This is a genomic window from Kinneretia sp. DJ1R-11 (assembly GCF_025717595.1).
Taxonomy (GTDB): Bacteria; Pseudomonadota; Gammaproteobacteria; order Burkholderiales; family Burkholderiaceae_C; genus Paucibacter_A.
Genome location: NZ_JAJIRR010000001.1, coordinates 420,595 through 441,976, shown reverse-complemented (window position 1 = coordinate 441,976; position 21,382 = coordinate 420,595). Strand labels below are relative to the sequence as shown.

Below are 21,382 nucleotides of genomic sequence, written 5' to 3'. Positions count from 1 at the left end.
GGCGCCGAGCTTTCGGCAGCCGGCTCAGTGAGAGTTGCGGCGATGCAGGACCAGCAGGGCGAAGCAGATCCCCGCCACCACCAGGCCACCGATGAAGTGGGGCGAGGCGATTTGCGCCAGAGCTTCTGTGGCATCGCGAGCGGCCCAGCCCAGCACGTCGCCGACGCCCTTCAGTTCGATCTGCACCGGGGGGTTCTTGTCGCCGATCAGGTGCATGGAATCAAAGAAGGCCGAACCGGCACCCGTCACTTGTTCGCCCAGCAGGGTCCAGACGATGGGGTTGCCGTAAACCTGCTTCAGGGTGATGCCGGTGGCCACCACGGCCGTGATGACGGCCGGCACGCCCCAGCGCTTGAGCCAGGCTGCGGCCACCATGAAGACCATGAAGATCGGCGCCATCCACAGCGTGAACAGCACCGTGCCCAGAGCCAAGCGGGCCAGCACGGCCAGGGCCGGCAACACCAGCTGGAACCAGGACACCTGCAGCCAGATGCCGAAGCCGCCCAGCTTGAGCGTGATGGCCAAGGCCATCACCAGGCCCGACAACATGCCCACGCACAGGGCCAGGCCGAGCACGAACAAGGTGTGCATGAACAAGGTGGCGACGAGGCTCTCGCTGTGGCTGGCCGGCAGGGACAGCCAGAACTCGATCGAGCGGTCCTGGTGGTCACGCCGGGCTAGGCCGGGCAGCGAGAAGCCGGTCATCAGCAGAGTGATGCCCCAGACCGCCAGCGTGGTCAGGCCGATCACTGCGCCCGCCAGCTCGGTGGCCGGCAATTCGCGGGCCTCGCCCAGCTGCACGCCGCCAAATGGCAGGGCGACCAAGGCGATCACGGGCAGGATCAACATGGCGATCAGCCAGCCCATGTGGTGCTGCATCCATTCGCGTTGCAGCAGGGTCTTGAAGCGAGTTTGGAAATGTGTAGACATGATGGTGATTTCCTTGGGCTTGCTTTCAGTCTTGACGGGCACGCAGCTCGGGCTTGCGGGTCAGGGCCATGAACAGATCGACCAGGCTGGGTCGGAAGCGCTGGCCCAGGGCCTGCAGATGCTCGGGCGGTTCGCCGTCGAAGAGCGCGGCCGGTCGGCCTTGCTGGCGGTAGCGCAGCAGCGGGTGGGCTGAGGCCACTGCGTCCGCGGCCGAGGCGTCGTGCGACAGGGCGACGAAGCGTGAGTCCATGGCCTCCAGGCTGATGTTGAGCACCAGCTTGCCCTCGTCCAGCATCATCACGTCGCTGAGCAGGGTCTCGATCTCCTCGACCTGGTGGGTCGAGATGATCACGCTGCGCTCGCCGTCGCACCACTCGTCGATCAGCATCTCGTAAAAGCTCTTGCGTGACATCACGTCCAGGCCGAGCGTGGGCTCGTCCAGGATCATCAGCTTCGTGTCGATGGCGGCGATCAGCGCCAGGTGCAGCTGGGTGACCATGCCCTTGGACAGGCTCTTGACCTTGTCCTGCGTGCCCACGCTGGTGCGCTTGAGCAGAGTGCGGGCGCGCTCGGCCGAGAACCGGGGCTGCAGACCGCTCATCAGCGTGATCAGCTCATGCACGCGCGCCCAGCGCGGCAGCACCGCCACATCCGGGATGTAAGACAGCGACTCCAGCAGCTCGCCGCGCTGATTGCGCGGGTCCAGGCCCAGCACCTTCAGCTCGCCCGTGCCGCCGATCAGGCCCACCATGGCCTTCATCAGCGAGGTCTTGCCGGCGCCGTTGTGGCCCAGCAAGCCGACCACGCGGCCCTTGGGAATGCTGAAACTGATGTTGTCGACGGCCGTCTTGCGGCCATAGCGAAGGCTGAAGTCGCGGGCTTCGATGAGGTGGCTCATGGTCGGCGTGGAGGTGAAAGTGGTCAAAGAAGGGGCGGGGCTGGCGATTGTGGCGTTCATGTTCATTTCGCCTCCCAGTTCAAATCTTGGGCGCTCAAGCCCAGGCGGCGCAGCTTGTCGCGCAGCTGCGGCCATTCGGTGTGCAGGAACTGTTCGCGCTTGGCCTGCAGCAGGCGTTCGCGGGCGCCGCTGCGCACAAACATGCCCAGGCCGCGCCGGCTCTCGATCAGGTCGGTGTCGACCAGGGCCTGCAGAGCGCGGGTGACCGTCAGGGGGTTGATCACATACTGGCTGGCCAAGTGGCGCACCGAAGGCAGGGCCTCGCCCTCGGGCGGTGAACCGTCCAGCAGTTGCACGGCCAGGCGATCGGCCAACTGCTGGTAGATGGGAGCTGAGTCGTTCCAGGTTTGCATATCGGTGGAGGCCGTAGCCGGTGTGTTGCTGATGTAGCACACCATAACAAGGCCACCGGGGTGCCCCAAGCCGGGCGCGACAGACTGCAGAAAAGGGAGGATGAAGCGGAAGGCAAGTCGCTGCCCTCCCGCGAGACCCGACCCTTGATCCTGCCTGATCTGTTCGACCCATGGGGCGTGGCCAAACCTTCATCGGCGGCCGATAGCCTGAGTGGCATCCCTCCTGCCCACAGAAAGCCTCCTCATCATGAAGTACCGCGCGCTCTTCCCCTTGGCCTTGGCTTGCAGCGTGTTCAGCTGCCAGGCGGCTGACTTCCAACTGCGCCTGATTGGCAGCACCGCCTTGCCCACGGGCACGAAGTTTCAGGGAGTGGAGTTCGGTGGCATCTCGGGCCTGGATCGCGCGGCCGATGGCAGCTACGTCGCCATCTCGGACGACCGTGGCGGCGAGCGCGGCACGCCGCGTTTCTACCAAATGAACCTGGACTACGACGCCACGGGCTTCAAGGCCGTGACCATCAACAGCCAGATCTATATGAAGCGCCCCGATGGCAGCGCCTTCCCGTCCAACGCCCGCACCGTGGACCCCGAGAGCATCCGCGTGGCCCCCAATGGCAATCTTTATTGGTCAAGCGAAGGCAACTGGAACGCCGACCCCAAGCTTCGTTTCCAGCCCTTTGTGCGCGAGATGACAAGCGACGGCAGCTTTGTGCGCGAGTTCAGCACGCCCGCCATGTTCAATTACGTGGACAACGCCACCACGGGCGGCCGCAGCAACAAGCTGTTCGAGGCCCTCACCGTGGCCCCCAATGGCACGGTGTGGACCGCCAATGAAGACGCCCTGATCCAAGACGGCAAGATCACCTCGCTCAACAACGGCAGCACGGTGCGCGTCACCGCGCTGAACCCGCTCACTGGCCAGTCCGGCGCGCAATACGCTTACCAGCTGCCCCCCATTCCCTTGGATGCCGCCCCTGGCGCCCCCTTCGGCCCCGACAACGGCCTGCCCGAGTTGCTGGCGCTGTCAGACACCCGCTTCTTGGCCGTGGAACGCGCCTTCGCCTCGGGCGTGGGCAACACCATTCGCCTGGTGCTGACCGACACCACCGGCGCCACCGACGTGAGCGGCATCGCCAGCTTGGATGGTGCCAGCGGTGCTATCTCGCCCATGAGCCGCGAAGTGCTCTTGGAGATGGCGATTCAATACCAAGGCATCACCCTGGACAACGTCGAGGCCATCAGCTGGGGCAAGACCCTGGACAACGGCAATCGCACCCTGGTGCTGGCGGTGGACAACAACTTTGCCGCCAACCAAAGCACCCAGTTCATGGCCTTTGAAGTCAGCGCCGTGCCCGAGCCCCAGAGCTGGGCGCTGATGCTGGCCGGCTTGCTCGGCGTGGTGGCCCGCCGTCATGTGCCAGGCCGGAATCGCGGCGCGGTTTGAAGTCTTGATCTGGCCCGTTGCAAGAAGCAACGGGCTCAGTGACACGGGGTCAGGTCTTGCGCCTTGACCGGCTGCTTTAACCCATCGCCCTGTGGATCGGCTCGGCTGCGCTTGCCTTGGTCGAGCTTGCGCAGCCACTCGCGAGAATGCCCGTAGAAGTTTCCCGAGTCTCAGGCAGCTAGACTGTCGCCATAACGAAACTCTTGAGGGTGTCGATGGAAATGGCGTACACAGGAGGCGCGTCAAGTTCTCGAATCCGTTTGACAGCGATATGAAGAAAGTTGCAGTCAAACGAGTAGGGCCAGGCAGCTCGCAGGCCACGCGATTGGATGTGATCTTTCTGCATGGTCTGCAAGGCGATGCAAAGAAGACCTGGTCGACTGGGCTGATCAGCTCCAAGTTCTGGCCTGAGTGGATCGCCCAGGATTCCAAGCTGAGTGTGTGGTCCGTTGACTACCCCACGCTCGTGACCGATTGGACGGGTGAACACAAACTCACCCTCCCGCAACTCGCCAACAGCATTGCGTTTGCGCTGCGCCAACAAGGTATTGGTGAACGACCGTTGGTCTTTGTGGCGCACAGCATGGGTGGGCTTGTTGCCAAGGAGATGATTGCTCAAGGGCGCTTCCCAGATCGCTACGCGCAACCTCTTCGCACAGCCTGCGCATCAGTCGTGTTCTTCGGTACGCCACATTGGGGCGCAGATGTTGTACAGCGGCTGGCGGATTGGGCCGGCGAATCTATCGATATCAAGCAAACCCATCTCTATGAGCTGAGGCGAGGCTCTCCGTATTTGGAGAACCTCAACAAAGCCTTCGGCTATTGGCTCAACACCGACAAATCGTGCACCGGCGTGCTGGCATTCAGGGAAACCCAGCCCTATCTCGGCCAGATGGTGGTTCCCAAGGACAGTGCAGATCCTGCCTTGGGCGACTTGGTGCAGGTCGTGGATCTCGCCGGCGAAGACCATGTCAGCATGTGCAAGGTGAAGGATGAGAACGACGACCGGGTTCGTCAACTGCGGGCCTTGTGCCAAGCGCTGTGCAGCAAGGCTTGGCAAGCCGCCGGCAAGACGGGGCATGTGATTCTGAGCTATCACTGGGACGACACGGGCGTTCAGGACATCGTGAAGCGCGTTCATTCATCTTTGGGTGAGGCGGGTATCCCTTTGCTCTCTGACCTTGACTTCCGAACCCGCCATATGGCGCCGCGAGAGGGGTGGTCCCATTGGAGGCAGGATGCAGTGGCACAAGCCCATAGCGTCATTGTTTTCTGCGGCCCACGCTATATCGAGGCAAGCCAGGCCCCAACAGAATGCGCTGCACACTACAGCGGCTTGGTATTGGCTGAATCTGAGGCACGCAACTTGCAATTCGGCCGCCTGATTCCGGTCCTGATCGCTGACGAGGCCGACCATCGCGTGTTGCCGAGCTGGGCCCGGGACTTCTACAACGGTATGAGGCTGCCCACGCACCTCGAACACCTGATTTCCGAACTGTGCGCCATCGACCCGGCCCACCGTGACTTGGAGGACCAATGACGAGCAATACCGAACCGGATATCTGCCAGGAGCTCCTGAGCAGAGCCAAGAATCGCTTGTTGAGCGCCGGTACCTTTCAGCCACCTTTCCGAGGCCCTTGGTGTGATGCATTGGTGAAGCGGCTTGAAGCCCTGGTCCGTGAGCATATGGATGACGAGCTTCAGCTGCCTCGGCGCGTCGTGACATGCTTTGCCGAGATTGATGCGTCGGACGTTGAAGTTCTGTACCAAGCACTTCGTGAGGCCGTCGCCAAAGTGCCGCCGGTTTCAGAAGATGAGAGGCACTGGCTCAATGAGCTCGCATGCTTTGCGTTTTTGAGAACCTTGCAGCCTGATTTCGTGCGCCGCCATGCAGCGCCATTCGAGCAAGCTCGTCCTGCGCGTCTGGGGCATTCAGCCATGCCGATCGACAGTTCCTTGCTGGCGAGCATGGCCTACTCTCAACTCGTCTTGGGTCTGCGTTTTCAAGGCAGTGAACACGGTTGGAAGGGGAATTGGCTGGATCTTCCTCAGTTCTCGGATGGCACCGACGCGGTCCATTCCATCTTGAGCGCTTTGGTGGACAAGCTCCCCGCCCAAGCAGGCGCCGCGCGTCGCAACCCGGACGACCCGATTGAGGCTGAAGACTTGAATCGATTGTTGGCGCCAGCCAGGGCTCAGTTTGGTGACGCAATTCGCCAATCCGTGGCCGGCGGGGTTTGCGTGCGGCGGCCCAAAGCCTTACCTGACGATCAGTGGGCTGCCATCTTGGAGGCCGTGTCTCAGCGTTTGAAAGCCCATGTCGTTGGCTACGAAAGCAAGAGTGACAAAGCGCTGACGCGCGCCGAAACACTGCTCACGCCCGAGGACATCAGCTATCAGCTGGAGCAAATTTTCAAACAGGTAACCGGGCCCGCCTCGGCCCGCAAGCAGCCCAGTGCTGCTTACGAGACTGAGAGCTTCGAGTTCGACTTTTTCCTCAGCCATGCCTCCGAGGACAAAGCCGGTTTTGTCGATCCGCTTGCTGAAGGCCTTTCCGATCTGGGTTGGCGCATCTGGTATGACAAACAGCAACTCATGGTGGGAGACAGCCTGATCGGAAGCATCGAGCAAGGCCTCCGCCGCTCTCGTTACGTGGTGTTCGTGGTGAGCCCCAAGTCCTTGACCAAGCCAGGCTGGGTGGATGCCGAGTGGGAAGCTGTGCTGAACCGCCAAACCAGCTTGGGAGAGAAGCGTGTGTTGCCTGTGTTCCTGGATGTCAGCATTGAGCAAGTCAGTGAGCTTCATCCCTTCCTGGCCAGTTATCTAGCCGCAAACGGATCCAAGGGCGTGGCTGATGTCGTGTTGCAGTTGGACAAAACCGCCAAGCGTGGAGGAGTGCGCAAGTGAGCAGCAAAAAGACCAAGCCCTTGAATCTGCCTGCACCATTTGATGTGCTGTCCAAGCAGTTGCGCCAGCCAAGCCAGGCCAGCCTGCGCAGCCCGTCAAACATCAGTGCCGAGCACTCTGATCCCGAGTTGGATGCCGCTCACCTCTGGTCTGAGAACGAAGTGTTGGCCATTGCCCAGGCCTGGGCCAGCCGGCGGCCCTTGCTCATCCGTGGCGAAGCGGGCTGCGGCAAAAGCCAGCTGGCCAAGGCCTTGAGTCAGGCGCTCCAAGTGCCTCTGCTCACCGAAGTCATTCACCCCCGTTTTGAAGCCACCGACCTGCTGTTCAAGATCGACCATGTTCGCCGCTTGGCCGATGCGCAAATGCTCGGCGCTTTGGCCTCTCGCTTGAAGGGCCCAGATCAAGCCCCGCTGGATGCCGCCGGCATTCAGAAGTTCACGCAAGCAGAGCTTCCCGAAAGCCGCTACGTGCAAGAAGGCGTCCTGATGCAAGCCTTTGAAACAGACGCTCAGAGCCTGTCAGGTCGTTCCCCGCATTGGCCGCGCGCGGTGGTTTTGATCGATGAAATCGACAAGGCCGACTCTGACCTGCCGAACTCGCTGCTGGGCGTGCTGGGTTCGCGCAGTTTCAAGGTGCCGGGGCGGGATGAGGCCTTGTGCTGTAGCGAACATGCCCCCTTGGTCTTGATCACCACCAATGAAGACCGGGAACTGCCCGCAGCCTTTGTGCGCCGCTGTGCGGTGCTCAACATCAAGCCGCCATCGCACGAGCAGGAATTCATCGCCTGGTTGATCGAGCGGGCGCGGGTGCATGCGCCGTTGGCCCGCTTGAATCGCCCGGCGCCCGGTGACAAGCAAGGGGACACCTTGCTCGTCGCCGCTGCCAAGCAGGTCTGGGCCGATCGCCAGGCCGCCGAGCAGGCGGGTTACCCCTCCGTGGGTTTGGCGGAATACATCGATTTGCTCTACGCCCTCTACAACCTCAGTGGCGGCGTGCCCAGCAAGGCCTGGCCCTGGTTGAATCAACTGTCCGCCTTTGCCCTGGTGAAGCACCGAGAGCAAGACCAGCAGCGCGCTTCCACAGCTCAGACCTAGCCATTCGCTCATGTCCCGCAGCGCAGTTTCCCGCACCGATTTGCTCTGGGCTTTGCAGCTCTCAGCAGATTGCCAGGCCTTGGTTTTGCCCGAGGTCGAGCAGCTCGCGCTCGCATTTCAGCGGCAGCAAAGGCAGGCTGAACCTGAAGGCAAGGGTGGCATTGATGGAGGTGGGCTCCCTCCAAGAGCTCAAACGTCGCATCGCCTGCCACTGCGTATGCCCACGGGCTGGTATGGCGACATGGTTTTGCACCACGACGAGGGCCCGGGGGACGATGAGGGTCTCGATTTGCCGTCAAGCCCCGTCCCTGAATTGCAGCGCCCCAGCCGCGAGGCGGCGCAGGCCTTGCAGCGCAGGGTCGATGCGCCTGAATCTGCGCATCTCGCCCGCGCCCGCTTGCGGGCCAGCATCTGCCATGTTCTGCCGTGGCAGGGCTCGGTGGATTGGTCCCAGCTGGTGCGTCAATTGGCCCAGGGCGAATGGCTGGCTCAGCTGCCCCGGCGCCGGGCGCCGCGCTGGCCGGCGCAGCTTCATGTTTTGGTGGACAGCGAGTCGCCCAGCGTGGCGTCCTTCAGGCATGACATCGAGGCCATGCTCGCGTCTTTGAAGCGAGCCATGGGGGCGACAGGCCTGGTGGTCCATCGCGTCGGGCCCGCCTTGACCGAGCTGCAGGGGCCACGGTCCTTGGGGCGGGCCAGCATGGGCCAGAAGTGGCTGGTGCTGGGCGATGGGCGGGTCGGTGAGATCGAAAAGCGCTTCGATGCCCTCGGTACTCCCGACATCTTTGCGGCTTGGGTCAAGCGCATGATGCGTGCACAGAACCAGGTGCACTTGATCGGCCCCTTGTCCAATCGGGCCCTGCCTGAGCTGCCCATGGGCATGGTGGGGCGTAGTTGGTCCAGCTCACGTGCCGTGCTGGGCCAGGCTCGCCGAGGAACGTGGTTTGATATGGCGCCTCCCGATGCTTATGTCGTTGAGGCGTTGGTCTTGATGTTGGGCCAGGTGTCTTCCCTGCTTTTGAGGGCGCTGTGTCAGCTCGCAACGGCCCGCCCGTTGGCTGCGGCTGTTGAATGGGCGGTGTGGAACAGTCCTGCAATGGAACGCTGCGGCAGCTACTTGACGCCCACCCACGGGGCTATGGGCTCAGCAATCGTGCGGTATCTGTTGACGAGTCTCCCAAGATCCTTGCTGGAGGATGCTCGTCGACTTCAGCAGATTTTCCAACATGGCGTGTCTGATGCCGACCTGCACCTCACTACCCTACGCATCGCCGAGGCGGCACCTCAAATGGCAGAGAGTTTGGCCGCCGAGGTTCAGGCCGCCAAACTCTTTTTGCACCAGGTGGCGACACAAATGGAGCCAGCGGGTCCTGGCGCCGCTCGCCTCTTGGAGGCGGCCAAGGCTGCGCGCATGGTGAACAAGGCTCCGCCCTCGCTGCGGGCGGCCCACAGAGGCTTGTTCCGGCAAGTCGCCAGCCGGGCCTACCGGGACAATCTGGAACGCGGCGAGGACATCCCGCAGTGGGAAGAACTCGGGATCCTGCTGCCCGAGCGCGCTCAGGACATGGGCGAGACTGATGGCGAAAAGCAGCTCTGGTCTTTGCAGATCGATGCCGCTGGCATTCGCTTGCAGCAAGCCGCAGACGTGGGTGCTGAGCCAGTGCAAGCGCGGGTCATCGCGCCGCTTTTGGGCCCCGTCTCCCCCGCCCACGGCCTGTCGCTGCTGGAGAGCGGCCGTTCGCGTTGGATTGGGCCTTTGCAGGCCGGCATGGTGTGTCATGCGCTGGGGCCTGAAGCCGAAACCCTGGAACTTGACTTTGGGCGGCAATCGGTCCAAGTGCAGCGTGTCCAGCGGCCGCATTGGGCGGCCAGTTTTGCTCAGACTTCTCAGGGGCTTAGGGCTTTGATCCACCTTCCATGCGGCGCCGAATATTGGCTGAATCCATCGCAGCATGAAGGTGCTCTACAGCATTCTTTGACACAGGACTTCCGCCTGGATATGGATCGTTTCGGACCCAGGCTTTGGTGTGACCACGTCGCTCTTAGGCCTAATTCGGCCGGTGCAAGCGACCTGGCCTTCCGGTACATGCCGCCAGCTACCTTTCTAATGGGCTCGCCTGAGGAAGGAGGCGAAGAGGACGAACACCCTCAACACTCGGTCACCATCGGCCAAGGATTCTGGTTGGCTGAAACGCCTTGCACTCAAAATTTGTGGCTGGAATTTATGGATGAGAACCCTAGCCACTTCATCCATGGTCAAGAGTCATTTCGGCTGCCGGTGGAAAACGTATCCTGGGACGAAGTGCATCTTTTCCTGGCTCAGCTAAATTCCGTTCTGCCCGACGGTTGGGAGGCCGTGCTACCCAGCGAAGTGCAATGGGAATACGCCAGCCGAGCCGGCACTAGCAGTACCTTTTGGTGGGGAGATGCGCCAGATGAGAACAGGGCAAATTTTGATGTTCATGGCACGAAGCAGTTAAGCGATCCAGTAGGTACAAGTGCAGTGGACCGTTATTTACCTAGTCCATGGGGACTGCACGATATGCACGGCAATGTTTGGGAATGGTGTTCAGATGGACGGCAAGTCGATGAACCTGTCGCTTCTCTTGACCCGGATGGCACTACTGAGGCCAATCTCCGTGCTGTTCGAGGTGGCTCTTGGTTCCTTGGTCCTGACAGAGCTACGTCGGCATGTCGTGACTGGAGATTCCGGAATGTTGGAGGACACTTTCAAGGTTTTCGTGTTGCCCTTGTTCCTGGCAAGCGACGGCGTGAAGCTTCCCTGCCAGAAGTGCCCATAGACCGGCATGAAGGGGAGGCGGGCGTTAGGGGCAAGGCTAGCGCTCCTTTGAGCGAGCAGACAAAACCGAGGGGTTTTTCGTGATGTGGCCCTCCGATCAAGCTTGGCGCGCCCCCGTCGGCGATTTCCCCCCGCCCTGGGCCAGCGCCTGGGGCGATGACCAGTTTGGCCTGTGGGCCGATCTGACCGTCAAGGGTGTGACCCAGCGCCTGCGCTGGATCGAACCCAGCGGGCCCGAGGGTTTCTGGATGGGCGCACCGCAGAAAGAGCGTGATGCAATCGAGCAGGCAGACGTTCAACGCTGGGCCAATGAGCACGAAAGCGAACCGTTTCGCGTCGTGCTTGATGCGGGTTTCTGGCTGGCCGATACGCCGTGTACCCAGGCATTTTGGCTGGCTGTGATGGGCGACAAGCCCAGTCGTTTCAGCGATCAGCCAAATGCCGACCAACTGCCTGTAGAGCAAGTGTCATGGCATGAAATAGAGCGCTTCATCCTGCGCTTCGCCGCCACGCCGGACTGGGCTTGCGAAGACCTCCTGGGCCTGCCCACCGAGCGGCAATGGGAGTACGCGGCCCGTGCCGGAAGTCGCTCGGCCTACTGGTGGGGCGATAGGGTTGACAGTGTCATGGCTAGTTGGGAGCAAGGCGGAACTACCCCAGTTAAACGCTACCCGGCCAACCCTTGGGGGCTGTTTGATGTGCACAGCAATGTCTTGGAGTGGTGCGCGGACCTTTGGCAACCTCGTCTGGACAAGCCGGAGGCTGAGCTGGGCGGAGCCAGTCACGTGGTGCGGGGCGGCTCGTGGATCAACCATCCCGCCCATTCGCGTTCGGCCTACCGCGGCAAGGCGCGTTTGGGCGTTCGCAGGCGCGATCTGGGTTTCCGTTTTGCCCTGAGGTCTTCCAGCCAGCCAGGCGTGGAGCCTCTGGGCCTCTAGCGCTCAACTTCGTCAAGATTGGTCAGGCCGTGATCGCTTTGGCTGTCACTCCAGCCTTCGCAACTCACTCACTCGCGGGGCCACAGCTCCAAACGCCCTTTCCGTATCCATCCAACCCCCCGCAGGTTGCCGTCCGGGGCCGTCAGATCGCGGGTAGACATGAAACCCAAATCCTGCACCGGGTTGACGTCGGCCCGGCCGCCGTGGACGAGGGCGGCTTCGCTCATGGCGTCCACGGATTCGTGGCTGGCGAGTGAGCACTTGAGCATGTGGCCGGCAGTGCCGCCGGGTGGCAGGTGCAGCTCGGTGAAGCTGCGCCATTTGGCGTGGCTGATCAGCATGGTGTGGATGGCTTCGCTCCAGACCAAGCAGGCGCCGCTTTTGGTGCTGAACTGCGGGTTCAGCTCGAAGCCCGGGCTTGATTGAAAGGCGAGTGACGCGGTCAGGCACTGGCACAAACGCGCATGACGGTGCCCTCGGAAGGCGCCCAAAATGAGCTGATGGGGCTACTTGCTCGGCGCGTGACGCGCGGCTTTCCTTGTTCTTCTTTCCTTCATTCTTTCTCTGGCGGCCTGTCGATCTTGCTCCCGGCCGTTCGTCGTGGTCTGACCGCAGCTTTGCCTGCGGCTATTCCTGTCACGCAGCCCGCTACATCACCGGAAAGAGAAACGGAGCCCCGCCATGAGTCGAACGTCTGCCGCAGCCACCGCCAAGAAACCAGGATCGGCCCGCGCCCGATCCGCCGCCGCCCCGGCCACCCGCTTGCTGCTCATGGTGGCCACCCGCAAAGGCGCCTGGTTCTTCCACAGCGATGCCAAGCGCAAGAGCTGGACGGTCGACGGCCCGCATTTCCTGGGCCACATCATCAGCCATTTGATGCTGGACCCACGAGATGGCCGCACCCTGCTGGCAGCCGCCAAGACCGGCCACCTCGGCCCGACGATCTTTCGCTCCACCAACCTGGGCCGCAGCTGGAAGGAGGCCGTGCAGCCGCCCGCCTTTGCAGCGCCAGCGGCTGGCAGCAGCCTGCCCGCTCGCTCGGTCGATCACAGCTTCTGGCTGACGCCCGGCCATGCCAGCGAGCCGGGCACTTGGTATGTAGGCACCTCGCCGCAAGGCCTGTTCCGCTCTGACGATGGCGGTGAGCGCTGGGCGCCGCTGGCCTCGGTCAACGACAGCGCGCAGTTCCGCGAATGGATGGGCTCGGCCCAGGACGGCACGCCGGACGGCCCCAAGCTGCATTCGGTGATCGTCGACCCGCGCGACCCCCAGCATCTCTACTTCGGCATGTCGGGCGGCGGCGTGCATGAATCGCGCGACGGGGGGGCGAGCTGGAGCACCTTGGTCCAGGGCATGGAAGTCGTCGGCGGTTTTGACCCCAACACCATCACCTTCCATGACCCGCATTGCCTGCGCATCTGCCCCACACAACCGGACCGGCTCTACCAGCAGAACCACTGCGGCATCTACCGCCTGGACCGCAGGGGCCGGGCTGAAGAGGATGTCTGGCAGCGCATCGGGCGCAAGATGCCCAAGCGCGTGGGCGATATCGGCTTTCCCATGGTGGTGCACCCGCGCGACCCGGACACGGCCTGGGTCTTCCCCATGGACGGGCAAGACGTTTGGCCGCGTACCGCCCCGGGCGGCCAGCCTGCGGCCTACATCACCCGCAATGCCGGCAAGACCTGGCAGCGCCTGGACCAGGGCCTGCCCGAGAGCCAGGCCTGGTGGACGATCAAGCGTCAGGCCATGACGGTGGATGCGCAGGCGAAACCGGCGCTCTACCTTGGCACCACCAGCGGCGAGCTCTGGATCGGCCGCGAGGAAGGTGCGAAGTGGCAGAACCTCGCCCGCCATCTGCCGGAGATCTACGCGGTCGAAGTGGCCGAGCTCGCATGAGGGTCATGGTGCCGGCCGCGCTGCGCTCTTACACGCGCGATCTGCAGGTCGAGGCCGAGGGCGAGACGCTGGACGCCTTGTTCACCGACCTCGACCGGCGCTACCCGGGCCTGCGTTTCCGGGTGGTCGATGAGCAGGGGCAGCTGCGCGCCAATATGCGGATCTTCGTCAACGGCCAGGGCGTGCGCGACATGCAGCATGGGCTGGCGGCGGACGACTTCGTGGCCGTGGTGCTGGCACTCAGCGGCGGCTGAGGAGCCCGCGGCCCAGACCTGGGGAAAGCCCGTCTGGCGCCGCCATGGCGCTTGCCGGAGGCTGTGCGCTCCGAACAAACAGGGCCTGTGCGGCCCGACGAGGAGGAGTGTTTATGAGCTCAGTTCTCATCAGCGGCGCGCAGTACCTGGCCCACCCCGAGCGTGTGGATCGCAAAGGCCCCTTCGAGCGTACCTACCTGGCGGAGGGCGATTCCTGGATGGACGCCAGCGCCCTGGCCCAGGGCTCGCTGCCCTATTACCTGGTACAGGAGTTCAATCGGCGCGGCCAGAGCTGCCTGATCATCAATGTCTCCACTTCGGGCCAGACCCTGCAGCGCATCGAGCAGACCATGCAAGGCGATTACGTCTGGTGGTTGCGCCAGCAGCGTTTTGACGGCGTGCTTTTCAGCGCCGGAGGCAATGATTTCATCGACGCGGCACGCGACCCCAAGCCGGGCGAGGGCTTGCTGCGCGAGATGGCCGGCCAGCCCTTGCCGAGCGATGGCTATGCCTGCGTTCGGCCCGAGGCCTTGAGCCTGCTGCGGCATTACCTGGACGTCAATTTCAGCGCCATGGTCCAGGCCTTGCGCGACAGCCCGCTCAATGCCGACACGCCCATGTTTCTGAATGGCTACGACACGCCCACGGCGCGCAATGCGCCGGCACTGGACGGCGCGATCGGGCCTTGGCTCTACCGGGCCTATGTGAAGAACCAGATCGACCCCGTACTTTGGCCTACGCTCACCCGCGGTCTGTTCCAAGAAATCCAGGCGGTGGTCCAGGGCTGGGCCCAGGCGCATGCCGGCGTCCAGGCCGTGCCCACCTCGGGCCAACTGCAGCCCGCTGCGGAAGGCAGCACCGGCAGCAGCGGCGACTGGAAAAATGAGATCCACCCCAATGCCCGCGGCTGGAGAAAACTCGCGCCGCTGTGGGCGGATGCGCTGGCCTGAGAAAAAGAATCTCGACACGAAAGCGAACCCTGATCCCATGAACACCGCTCGCAACAACAACAGCAGCAGCAACGACAAGCACAAGGACCAGGCTGCCTTGCCCTGGGCCGCACGCTGCCTCAACGCCGTGGAGCGTCTGGGCAACAAGCTGCCCGATCCGGCCATTCTGTTTGCCTTGCTGATGGTGCTGGTCTGGCTGCTGTCCTGGTGGATGTCGGACATGCAGTTCACAGACATCGACCCGCGCAGCCAGCAACCCATCGCCATCAAGAACCTGCTCTCGGGTGCCGCCCTGGCCGCGTTTGCCTCGGGCCTGGTCACCAACTTCACCGGCTTCGCACCGCTGGGTGTGGTGCTGGTGGCCATGCTGGGCCTGGGCGTGGCGGAGCACACCGGCTTCATCAACGCCGGCTTGCGGGCCATCCTGGCCGTCACTGCACGCGCCTTGCTGACGCCGGTGCTGATCGCGGTGGGCATCCTCAGCCATGTCGCGGTGGATGCAGGTTATGTGTTGGTCATCCCGCTCGGCGCGGTGATGTTCTATGCCGCCGGACGCCACCCCTTGGCCGGTATTTCGGCGGCTTTTGCCGGAGTGTCGGGCGGTTTCTCGGCCACCTTCTTCATCCCGTCCAGCCTGGACCCCTTGCTCGCCGGCCTGACCCAGGTGGCGGCCCGTTTGTCGGCCGACCCGGCCGCGGCGGCCATCGTCATCAACCCGCTCAACAACTTCTATTTCACCTCCGCCTCGGCCCTGATGATCGTGCTGCTGGGCTGGGCAGTGACCGATCTGCTGATCGAACCGCGCCTGCGCAAGAGCACGGCGGTGGATGGTGACCCGGCCGAGCTGCCCAAGATCGAGCCCCTGAGCGCCAAGGAAAAACGCGGCCTGCTGATGGCCGGCCTGGTCACGCTGGTGGCCGCGGGCCTGTTCGTGGCGGCGGTGCTGCCGGCGGATTCGGCCTGGCGCAGCCCGGCGGGCGAGCTGGCGGCGGCCGCGGCTCCGCTGATGAAGTCCATCGTCGCGCTGATTTTTGTGTTCTTCCTGATCCCGGGCGTGGTCTACGGCTATGCCTCGGGCAGCATCCAGAGCCATGCCGACATCGTCAAGGGCATGAGCAAGGCCATGAGCGGCATGGGCTACTACATCGTCATGGCCTTCTTCTGCGCGCAGTTCATCTACGCCTTTGGTCAGTCGAACCTGGGCGCTTTGCTGGCCATCAAGGGCGCCAGCTGGCTCAAGGACATGGCCTTCCCCACGGGCATCACCTTGATCGGCATGGTGCTGCTGACCAGCGTGGTCAATCTGCTGATCGGCTCCGCCTCGGCCAAGTGGGCGCTGATCGGCGCCATCATGGTGCCAATGCTGATGCAGCTGGGCATCTCGCCCGATCTGACGCAAGCGGCCTACCGTGTCGGCGACAGCTCCACCAACATCATCACGCCCCTGATGCCTTACTTCCCCTTGATCGTGGTGTTCTGCCAGAAGTATGTGAAGGGCGCCGGCATCGGCACGCTGATGGCCTTGATGCTGCCCTATTCGCTGGCCCTGCTGGTCGGTTGGACGGCCTTCCTGTTGGGCTTCTGGGCTCTGGGCTTCCCTCTGGGCGTGGGTGCCAGCTACGTCTACCCCCTGCCTTGACGGCTGGCGCCGCGGAAGCCCCGCCGGCCCCGAGGCCTTGGCTTTCGCGCTAGTCTGCGGGCCGCTGTGGGGGTGGCACGAACGCCGCCCGCGCAGCCCCGCATGAGGCCCCTGACCGCATCCTCCCACCCTTCCACCCCTACCGCCTTGGTCTGGTTCAAGCGCGACCTGCGCTTGCGCGACCATGCGCCGCTGGTGGAAGCCACGCAGTTTGAGCGCGCGGCGGCCCTGCTGCTGATCGAGCCCGAGTGGCTGCAGAGCCCCGAGTGCGAGGCTCGGCATGTCGAGTTCCTGCTGGCCTGTGCCGAGGCGCTGCAGCAAGACCTGGCCCGCATCGGCTTGCCCCTGATTGTGCGCGTGGGCTCGGCCGTGGCGGTGCTGGAACAGCTGCGCCAGGAACTGGCTTTCAGCCACCTGCTCAGCCACGAGGAAACCGGCACGGGCTGGAGTTATGTTCGTGACATCGAGGTCGCCCGCTGGTGCCGCGCCCGCGGCGTGGCCTGGCAGGAGTGGCCGCAAACCGGTGTGGTGCGGCGCCTGAAGTCGCGCAGCGGCTGGGCCTCTCTCTGGGCCCAGCGCATGGATGCGGCGCCGCTGCCGCGGCCCCTGGGCTTCAAGCCCTGGCTGGATCCGCGGCCCGCGCCGCTGCCCGGGCTCCATGACTTGGGCTTCACACCCAGCGCCGTGCCGGCCACGCCGGCCGGCGAGCGTGCCGCCTGGCAGACCCTGGGCAGCTTTCTCGAGGGCCGCGGGCGCGACTACCGCAGCGCGCTGTCCAGCCCGCTCACCGCGGCCGAGGGCTGCAGCCGGCTCAGCGCCCACCTGGCCTTCGGCACCATCTCCATGCGCCTGGTGCACCAGGCCACCGAGCGGCGCATCGCCAGCACGGAGGACCGCAGTCTGGCCTACGGCCTGCGCGGCTTCTCCAGCCGGCTGCGCTGGCACTGCCATTTCATGCAGAAGCTGGAGGATGAGCCGGCGCTGGAATGGCGCAATCTGGCTCGCGCCGTCGATGGCTTGCGACCCGGTGAGCGCACGCCGCTGGAGGGCGCCGACCGCGAGCGCTTCGAGGCCTGGTGTGAAGGTCGTACCGGATACCCCATGGTCGACGCCTGCATGCGCCAGCTGCGCGCCACCGGCTGGCTGAACTTCCGCATGCGGGCCATGCTGGTCAGCTTTGCGGCCTATCACCTGTGGTTGCACTGGCGCGAACCGGGCCTGTTCCTGGCGCGCCAGTTCCTCGACTTCGAGCCCGGTATCCACTGGAGCCAGATGCAGATGCAGTCGGGTACCACCGGCATCAACACCTTGCGCATCTACTCGCCCGCCAAGCAGGCGCGCGAGCACGACCCGCTGGGCGAGTACCAGCGCCGCTGGCTGCCCGAGTTGGGCACGGCGGCCTACCCCGCGCCTATCGTCGACGAACGCGCCGCTCTGGCCCTCGCCAAGGAGGCGCTCTACGGCCAGCGCCGCAGCCCCGAGGCGCAGGCCGAGGCCGAGCGCATCCAGGACAAACATGGCTCGCGCAAGAGTGGCTTGCCTTCGACCGCCAAGCTCCGGGGCAAGAGCGCACCCAAACCGGCCAACCCGGCGCAGCAGTGTCTGTTCTGAGAGCCTCGGCAAGCCGCACGAGGTGGTCGTGCTTCGGCCGTCTCCGACGGTTTGCGCGAGATCATGCCGGCACCATGGGCCTGAATAAATAGGTGGCGTGCATCATGTTGATGTGGCCCACTGCAAGCATGGTCACCCCCACTTTTGCGTTGTGAAGACCGTTGCCAGTCTCAAACGCCGAATCTTGATCAGTGGTTTGGCCGTCGTGCTGCTCAGCCTGGCTTTGCTGGCAATGACGGCCAGCTACATCCTGCGTGCCGAAATGGAGCGCGTACTCGGTGATCAGCAGGTGGCGACGGTGTCTCTGGTCAGCGCCGAGATTGTTGAGAGCTTCCGCGAGCGGACCGAGGCTTTGCAGCTGCTGGCGCAAAGCATTGACAGTGCCACCTTGCAGCAGCCTGAGCGGCTGCAACAACTGCTGGAGCAGCGCAAGCTGACCATGCTCTTGTTCAATGCAGGCATCTTTGTGACGGACCGGGACGGGCTGGCTCTGGCTGAGCTGCCGAAGATGGGCCGCACAGGCGTCAATTACTTGGACCGAGACCACATTGCCGCCGCTTTGCGCGCGGGCCGGGTGGCGGTGGGCAAGCCCGTGATCGGCAAGCGGGTGATGGCCCCGAGCTTTGCCATCACCGTGCCCATCAAGGACGCGCAAGGACAGGTGATTGGGGCCATCGCCGGGGTGATCGACCTCAGCCGCCCGAATTTTCTGGACAGTTTCACCGCCAGCCATTACGGGCGCACGGGGGGCTATCTGATCGTCGACCCCCAGAGCCGCTTGTTTGTCAGCGCCACCGCCAACAATCGCAAGCTGATCATGCAGCCCTTGCCAGCGCCTGGGGTCAACGCGGTGCTGGACCGACGCTTGCTGGGCTTTGATGGACCCGCGGTCAATGTGAGCTCTCTCGGGGTCGAAGTGCTCACCGCCTCGGGGCGGATTCCGCTCGCGGGCTGGATCGTGATTGCCACCTTGCCAACCGCCGAGGCTTTCGCGCCGGTGCGCGCCATGGAGCGCAGCGTGCTCTGGTCCGCGATGGGGGTGATGCTGGCGGCAGTGCTGCTGATGGGCTGGCGCTTGCGCGCCCTTTTGCGACCCCTGGCGCTCGCGGCCCGAGAGGTGGCGTCCTTCAATGCAGAAGCCACCACGCCCAAGGCATTGGCCATCGAGGTGCGCGATGAGGTCGGGCAGTTGATCGATGGCTTCAATCACATGCTGGAAGTGGCCGCCGGCCGCGAAGACGAGCTGCGAGTCAGTGGCGCCGTCCTGCAGAACATGCAGGGGGGCGTGTGCCTGGTGCAGGTCGAAACAGGGCAGATCGTTTTCACCAACCCCAAATTTGATGCGCTGTTTGGCTACGCCGAGGGTGAGCTGCTGGGCCGCGCGGTCAGTGTGCTGAACGCGCCTTCGGTGTCCACGCCGGAACAGCTGGCGGCCGAAATCATGGCGGAGCTGACGCAGCATGGCGCTTGGCAGGGAGACGTCGAGAACCTGCGCAAAGACGGGGGGCGCTTCTGGAGCCATGCGGCCGTGTCGGTGCTACCGCATCAGCGCTATGGCTCAGTCTGGGTGGCCGTTCATCAAGACATCAGCGAGCACAAGGCGTCCACGGCCCAATTGGCGTCAGCCAATGAATTGCTGGTCTCGCTGGCGGCGCATGATGCCTTGACGGGGCTGTTCAACCGCCGAGGCCTCCAGAACATGGCCGAACGCCAGCTGTCGGAGGCGCGCCGCGCCGGCCAGCCGGTCAGCTTCATCTTGCTGGACATCGACCACTTCAAGCACATCAACGATCGCCACGGCCACCTGGCTGGCGATGCCGTGATCCGCGAGATCGGCCAGCTTTTGCTGTCCGTCTGTCGTGACAGTGATGTGGCCTGTCGCTACGGGGGCGAGGAGTTTTTGCTGCTCCTGCCGCGTACCAGCTTGGACAGCGCGCTGCGGCGAGCGGAGCAGCTGCGTCAGGCCGTGTCTGAACGATTGATCATTCATGAGGCGCAGTCCCTGCACGTGACCATGTCCTTGGGCGTTGCCACTTTTCCGGAAAGTGGCAGCAAGTTGGAAGACCTCATCGCACAAGCCGACCACGCGCTCTACGAAGCCAAGCAGGCCGGGCGCAATCAGGTGCGCAGCGCAGGGCCAGGGCCCAGCGGCGCGAATGCAGGCTAGTGGCCCGTAACATTGACATGGGAGTGGAAAGGCTTGCGAGATGGGCTGACTGGCAAGGCGCGAAGCACAGCGATGCCCTGCGGCATCGCAAGCATTTGCAAGGCAGATAGGCGGCGCATATCGCGAGCCAGGGCACTTCTGATTTCTGCGCTACAGGTCACTAGGGCAGCTCGCTGTGTTGGCGGCTTGGCCGCTGCCCACAGCCCTTCTTCATAGGCATGCTAGCCTGTCGTTCACCTTGGATGTGCCTGCGCATCGCCCGTGCTCGACCCATGCCCGAACGCTCACTTCATCGCAAACTCACTCCGTGCTGGTGCCGCCGATTCTCGGGGTTCGGCCTGGCGGCAGCGCTGCTCGGCCCGGTCGCCGCAGTCCGGGCCGAGGATGCCTTTTCGCGTGTCAGCCCGGCTCAGGCCGGGTATGACGCACAGCGCCTGGAGGAACTGGCCGCCTTTCTCGCGCGCTCGGGTTCTTCGTCCATGCTCTTGTTGCACGAGGGCCGGGTGTTCTTCGAGTGGGGCGATGTGCGCAAGCCCTTGTTGCTGCATTCCATGCGCAAGGCAGTGTTGAACTCCCTGGTCGGGCAATGTGTGGCGCGAGGGCGTTTGCGGCTCGAGGCCACGCTGGCCGAGCTGGGTATTGACGATGTGCCGCCCGCGCTCTCGGCCGAGGAGCGCCGCGCCACGGTGCTGCAGCTGCTGCAGTCGCGCTCAGGCATCTACCACCCGGCCGCAGCCGAGAGCGAGGGCATGCAGGCGGCCAAGCCGCCGCGCGGCAGCCATGCGCCGGGCACGCACTGGCACTACAACAACTGGGATTTCAATGTCGCGGCGGCCGTGCTGGAGCGCGCCTGCGGGCCGGTGTTCGAGGCTTTCGATCGCGACATTGCCAAGCCGCTAGGCATGCTGGATTGGCAGGCGCGCATCGGCCAATGGATCGAAGGCGAAGCTGAGCCCGGGCTGACTTGGTTGGCAAAGCTGGACGGCTTCACGCAGCACGAGCCCTCGCGTTCGCGCTACCCCGCCCAGCACTTCCGCCTGAGTGCCCATGATCTGGCCTTGTATGGCCAGCTCTATCTGCAGGGCGGCGCCTGGCGAGGCCGACAGCTGCTGCCTCGCGATTGGATTCGGCAAAGCACCCAGCCCGTGTCCCTGGTGCAGCCGCAGTGGGGTCTGGCCTATGGCTGGCTTTGGGATGTGCTGCTGCCAGCTCGGCCGGAAGACCCGCCGGCTTTCTTTCACACCGGGCTGGATGTGCATATGTTGGGCGTTTATCCGCTGCAGCGCCTGGTGATGGTGCACCGGGTCGACACCGAGGCGGGCAGCCGCTTCTCGGCGCGGGATTTGGTGCAGGTGATCCGGCTGATGCATGCGGCGCGCTTGACACCACCGCCGTCCGCAAGCACCTCGGCGCCGGCATCCGCTACGGCGCCCTAGGT

At 64.0% G+C, this 21,382-nt stretch carries 17 protein-coding genes; 13 read left to right on the top strand and 4 right to left on the bottom strand.

Annotation, left to right across the window (positions count from 1 at the left end):
• Positions 1-24: 24 nt before the first annotated feature.
• From LNV23_RS01830 to LNV23_RS01820, 3 genes are all read right to left on the bottom strand, one after another.
• Entirely contained in the window at positions 25-930 is a 906-nt protein-coding gene (locus tag LNV23_RS01830) for a hypothetical protein (protein ID WP_263561382.1), read from the bottom strand.
• Positions 931-955: 25 nt separating this feature from the next.
• Positions 956-1,828 carry an ABC transporter ATP-binding protein gene (locus LNV23_RS01825; RefSeq protein WP_263561381.1) on the bottom strand — a complete coding sequence of 291 codons (873 nt, stop codon included), beginning with the start codon at positions 1,826-1,828 and terminating at the stop codon, positions 956-958.
• Positions 1,829-1,890: 62 nt separating this feature from the next.
• The gene (locus LNV23_RS01820; RefSeq protein ID WP_263561380.1) at positions 1,891-2,286 is read right to left on the bottom strand and encodes a GntR family transcriptional regulator; all 396 of its coding nucleotides are present in this window, start codon (positions 2,284-2,286) and stop codon (positions 1,891-1,893) included.
• A 202-nt stretch (positions 2,287-2,488) separates the two neighbouring features.
• On the opposite strand from LNV23_RS01820, the gene LNV23_RS01815 reads away from it, so the two are divergent.
• From LNV23_RS01815 to LNV23_RS01790, 6 genes are all read left to right on the top strand, one after another.
• Positions 2,489-3,685 (top strand): esterase-like activity of phytase family protein, encoded by a 1,197-nt coding sequence (locus tag LNV23_RS01815; protein ID WP_263561379.1) that lies wholly within the window; start codon positions 2,489-2,491, stop codon positions 3,683-3,685.
• Between the two features lie 271 nt (positions 3,686-3,956).
• Positions 3,957-5,225 carry an alpha/beta fold hydrolase gene (locus LNV23_RS01810; RefSeq protein ID WP_263561378.1) on the top strand — a complete coding sequence of 423 codons (1,269 nt, stop codon included), beginning with the start codon at positions 3,957-3,959 and terminating at the stop codon, positions 5,223-5,225.
• Complete coding sequence (locus LNV23_RS01805; protein WP_263561377.1) at positions 5,222-6,592, top strand: toll/interleukin-1 receptor domain-containing protein; 1,371 nt, start codon at positions 5,222-5,224, stop codon at positions 6,590-6,592. Before LNV23_RS01810 ends, LNV23_RS01805 begins: the two co-directional genes overlap by 4 nt.
• Complete coding sequence (locus LNV23_RS01800; RefSeq protein ID WP_263561376.1) at positions 6,589-7,686, top strand: AAA family ATPase; 1,098 nt, start codon at positions 6,589-6,591, stop codon at positions 7,684-7,686. Before LNV23_RS01805 ends, LNV23_RS01800 begins: the two co-directional genes overlap by 4 nt.
• A gap of 10 nt (positions 7,687-7,696) precedes the next feature.
• On the top strand, positions 7,697-10,570 hold the full coding sequence (locus tag LNV23_RS01795; RefSeq protein WP_263561375.1) for an SUMF1/EgtB/PvdO family nonheme iron enzyme: 2,874 nt from the start codon (positions 7,697-7,699) through the stop codon (positions 10,568-10,570).
• Complete coding sequence (locus tag LNV23_RS01790) at positions 10,570-11,424, top strand: formylglycine-generating enzyme family protein (RefSeq protein ID WP_263561374.1); 855 nt, start codon at positions 10,570-10,572, stop codon at positions 11,422-11,424. Before LNV23_RS01795 ends, LNV23_RS01790 begins: the two co-directional genes overlap by 1 nt.
• Positions 11,425-11,492: 68 nt before the next feature.
• Here the strand turns inward: LNV23_RS01790 and LNV23_RS01785 are convergent, their stop codons facing one another.
• Entirely contained in the window at positions 11,493-11,765 is a 273-nt protein-coding gene (locus tag LNV23_RS01785) for a VOC family protein (protein ID WP_263561373.1), read from the bottom strand.
• A 340-nt stretch (positions 11,766-12,105) separates the two neighbouring features.
• Between LNV23_RS01785 and LNV23_RS01780 the strand changes: the two genes are divergently transcribed.
• From LNV23_RS01780 to LNV23_RS01750, 7 genes are all read left to right on the top strand, one after another.
• Complete coding sequence (locus LNV23_RS01780) at positions 12,106-13,323, top strand: beta propeller repeat protein (protein ID WP_263561372.1); 1,218 nt, start codon at positions 12,106-12,108, stop codon at positions 13,321-13,323.
• Positions 13,320-13,577 carry a MoaD/ThiS family protein gene (locus LNV23_RS01775; RefSeq protein ID WP_263561371.1) on the top strand — a complete coding sequence of 86 codons (258 nt, stop codon included), beginning with the start codon at positions 13,320-13,322 and terminating at the stop codon, positions 13,575-13,577. Before LNV23_RS01780 ends, LNV23_RS01775 begins: the two co-directional genes overlap by 4 nt.
• 113 nt (positions 13,578-13,690) lie before the next feature.
• Positions 13,691-14,527, top strand: a complete 837-nt coding sequence (locus LNV23_RS01770; RefSeq protein WP_263561370.1) for a GDSL-type esterase/lipase family protein — start codon at positions 13,691-13,693, stop codon at positions 14,525-14,527.
• A gap of 37 nt (positions 14,528-14,564) precedes the next feature.
• Complete coding sequence (locus tag LNV23_RS01765; RefSeq protein ID WP_263561369.1) at positions 14,565-16,166, top strand: AbgT family transporter; 1,602 nt, start codon at positions 14,565-14,567, stop codon at positions 16,164-16,166.
• Between the two features lie 102 nt (positions 16,167-16,268).
• Positions 16,269-17,777 (top strand): FAD-binding domain-containing protein, encoded by a 1,509-nt coding sequence (locus LNV23_RS01760; protein ID WP_263561368.1) that lies wholly within the window; start codon positions 16,269-16,271, stop codon positions 17,775-17,777.
• Positions 17,778-17,928: 151 nt separating this feature from the next.
• Positions 17,929-19,944 (top strand): sensor domain-containing diguanylate cyclase, encoded by a 2,016-nt coding sequence (locus LNV23_RS01755; RefSeq protein WP_263561367.1) that lies wholly within the window; start codon positions 17,929-17,931, stop codon positions 19,942-19,944.
• 272 nt (positions 19,945-20,216) lie between these two features.
• On the top strand, positions 20,217-21,380 hold the full coding sequence (locus LNV23_RS01750) for a serine hydrolase domain-containing protein (protein ID WP_263561366.1): 1,164 nt from the start codon (positions 20,217-20,219) through the stop codon (positions 21,378-21,380).
• The last annotated feature ends 2 nt before the right edge of the window (positions 21,381-21,382 follow it).

Coding starts and splice junctions, on each gene's coding strand:
- LNV23_RS01830 (WP_263561382.1), bottom strand. CDS start 930: ATGTCTACACATTTCCAAACTCGCTTCAAGACCCTGCTGCAACGCGAA.
- LNV23_RS01780 (WP_263561372.1), top strand. CDS start 12,106: ATGAGTCGAACGTCTGCCGCAGCCACCGCCAAGAAACCAGGATCGGCC.
- LNV23_RS01805 (WP_263561377.1), top strand. CDS start 5,222: ATGACGAGCAATACCGAACCGGATATCTGCCAGGAGCTCCTGAGCAGA.
- LNV23_RS01765 (WP_263561369.1), top strand. CDS start 14,565: ATGAACACCGCTCGCAACAACAACAGCAGCAGCAACGACAAGCACAAG.
- LNV23_RS01820 (WP_263561380.1), bottom strand. CDS start 2,286: ATGGTGTGCTACATCAGCAACACACCGGCTACGGCCTCCACCGATATG.
- LNV23_RS01795 (WP_263561375.1), top strand. CDS start 7,697: ATGTCCCGCAGCGCAGTTTCCCGCACCGATTTGCTCTGGGCTTTGCAG.
- LNV23_RS01815 (WP_263561379.1), top strand. CDS start 2,489: ATGAAGTACCGCGCGCTCTTCCCCTTGGCCTTGGCTTGCAGCGTGTTC.
- LNV23_RS01825 (WP_263561381.1), bottom strand. CDS start 1,828: ATGAGCCACCTCATCGAAGCCCGCGACTTCAGCCTTCGCTATGGCCGC.
- LNV23_RS01775 (WP_263561371.1), top strand. CDS start 13,320: ATGAGGGTCATGGTGCCGGCCGCGCTGCGCTCTTACACGCGCGATCTG.
- LNV23_RS01770 (WP_263561370.1), top strand. CDS start 13,691: ATGAGCTCAGTTCTCATCAGCGGCGCGCAGTACCTGGCCCACCCCGAG.
- LNV23_RS01750 (WP_263561366.1), top strand. CDS start 20,217: ATGCCCGAACGCTCACTTCATCGCAAACTCACTCCGTGCTGGTGCCGC.
- LNV23_RS01790 (WP_263561374.1), top strand. CDS start 10,570: ATGTGGCCCTCCGATCAAGCTTGGCGCGCCCCCGTCGGCGATTTCCCC.
- LNV23_RS01810 (WP_263561378.1), top strand. CDS start 3,957: ATGAAGAAAGTTGCAGTCAAACGAGTAGGGCCAGGCAGCTCGCAGGCC.
- LNV23_RS01785 (WP_263561373.1), bottom strand. CDS start 11,765: ATGCTGATCAGCCACGCCAAATGGCGCAGCTTCACCGAGCTGCACCTG.
- LNV23_RS01760 (WP_263561368.1), top strand. CDS start 16,269: ATGAGGCCCCTGACCGCATCCTCCCACCCTTCCACCCCTACCGCCTTG.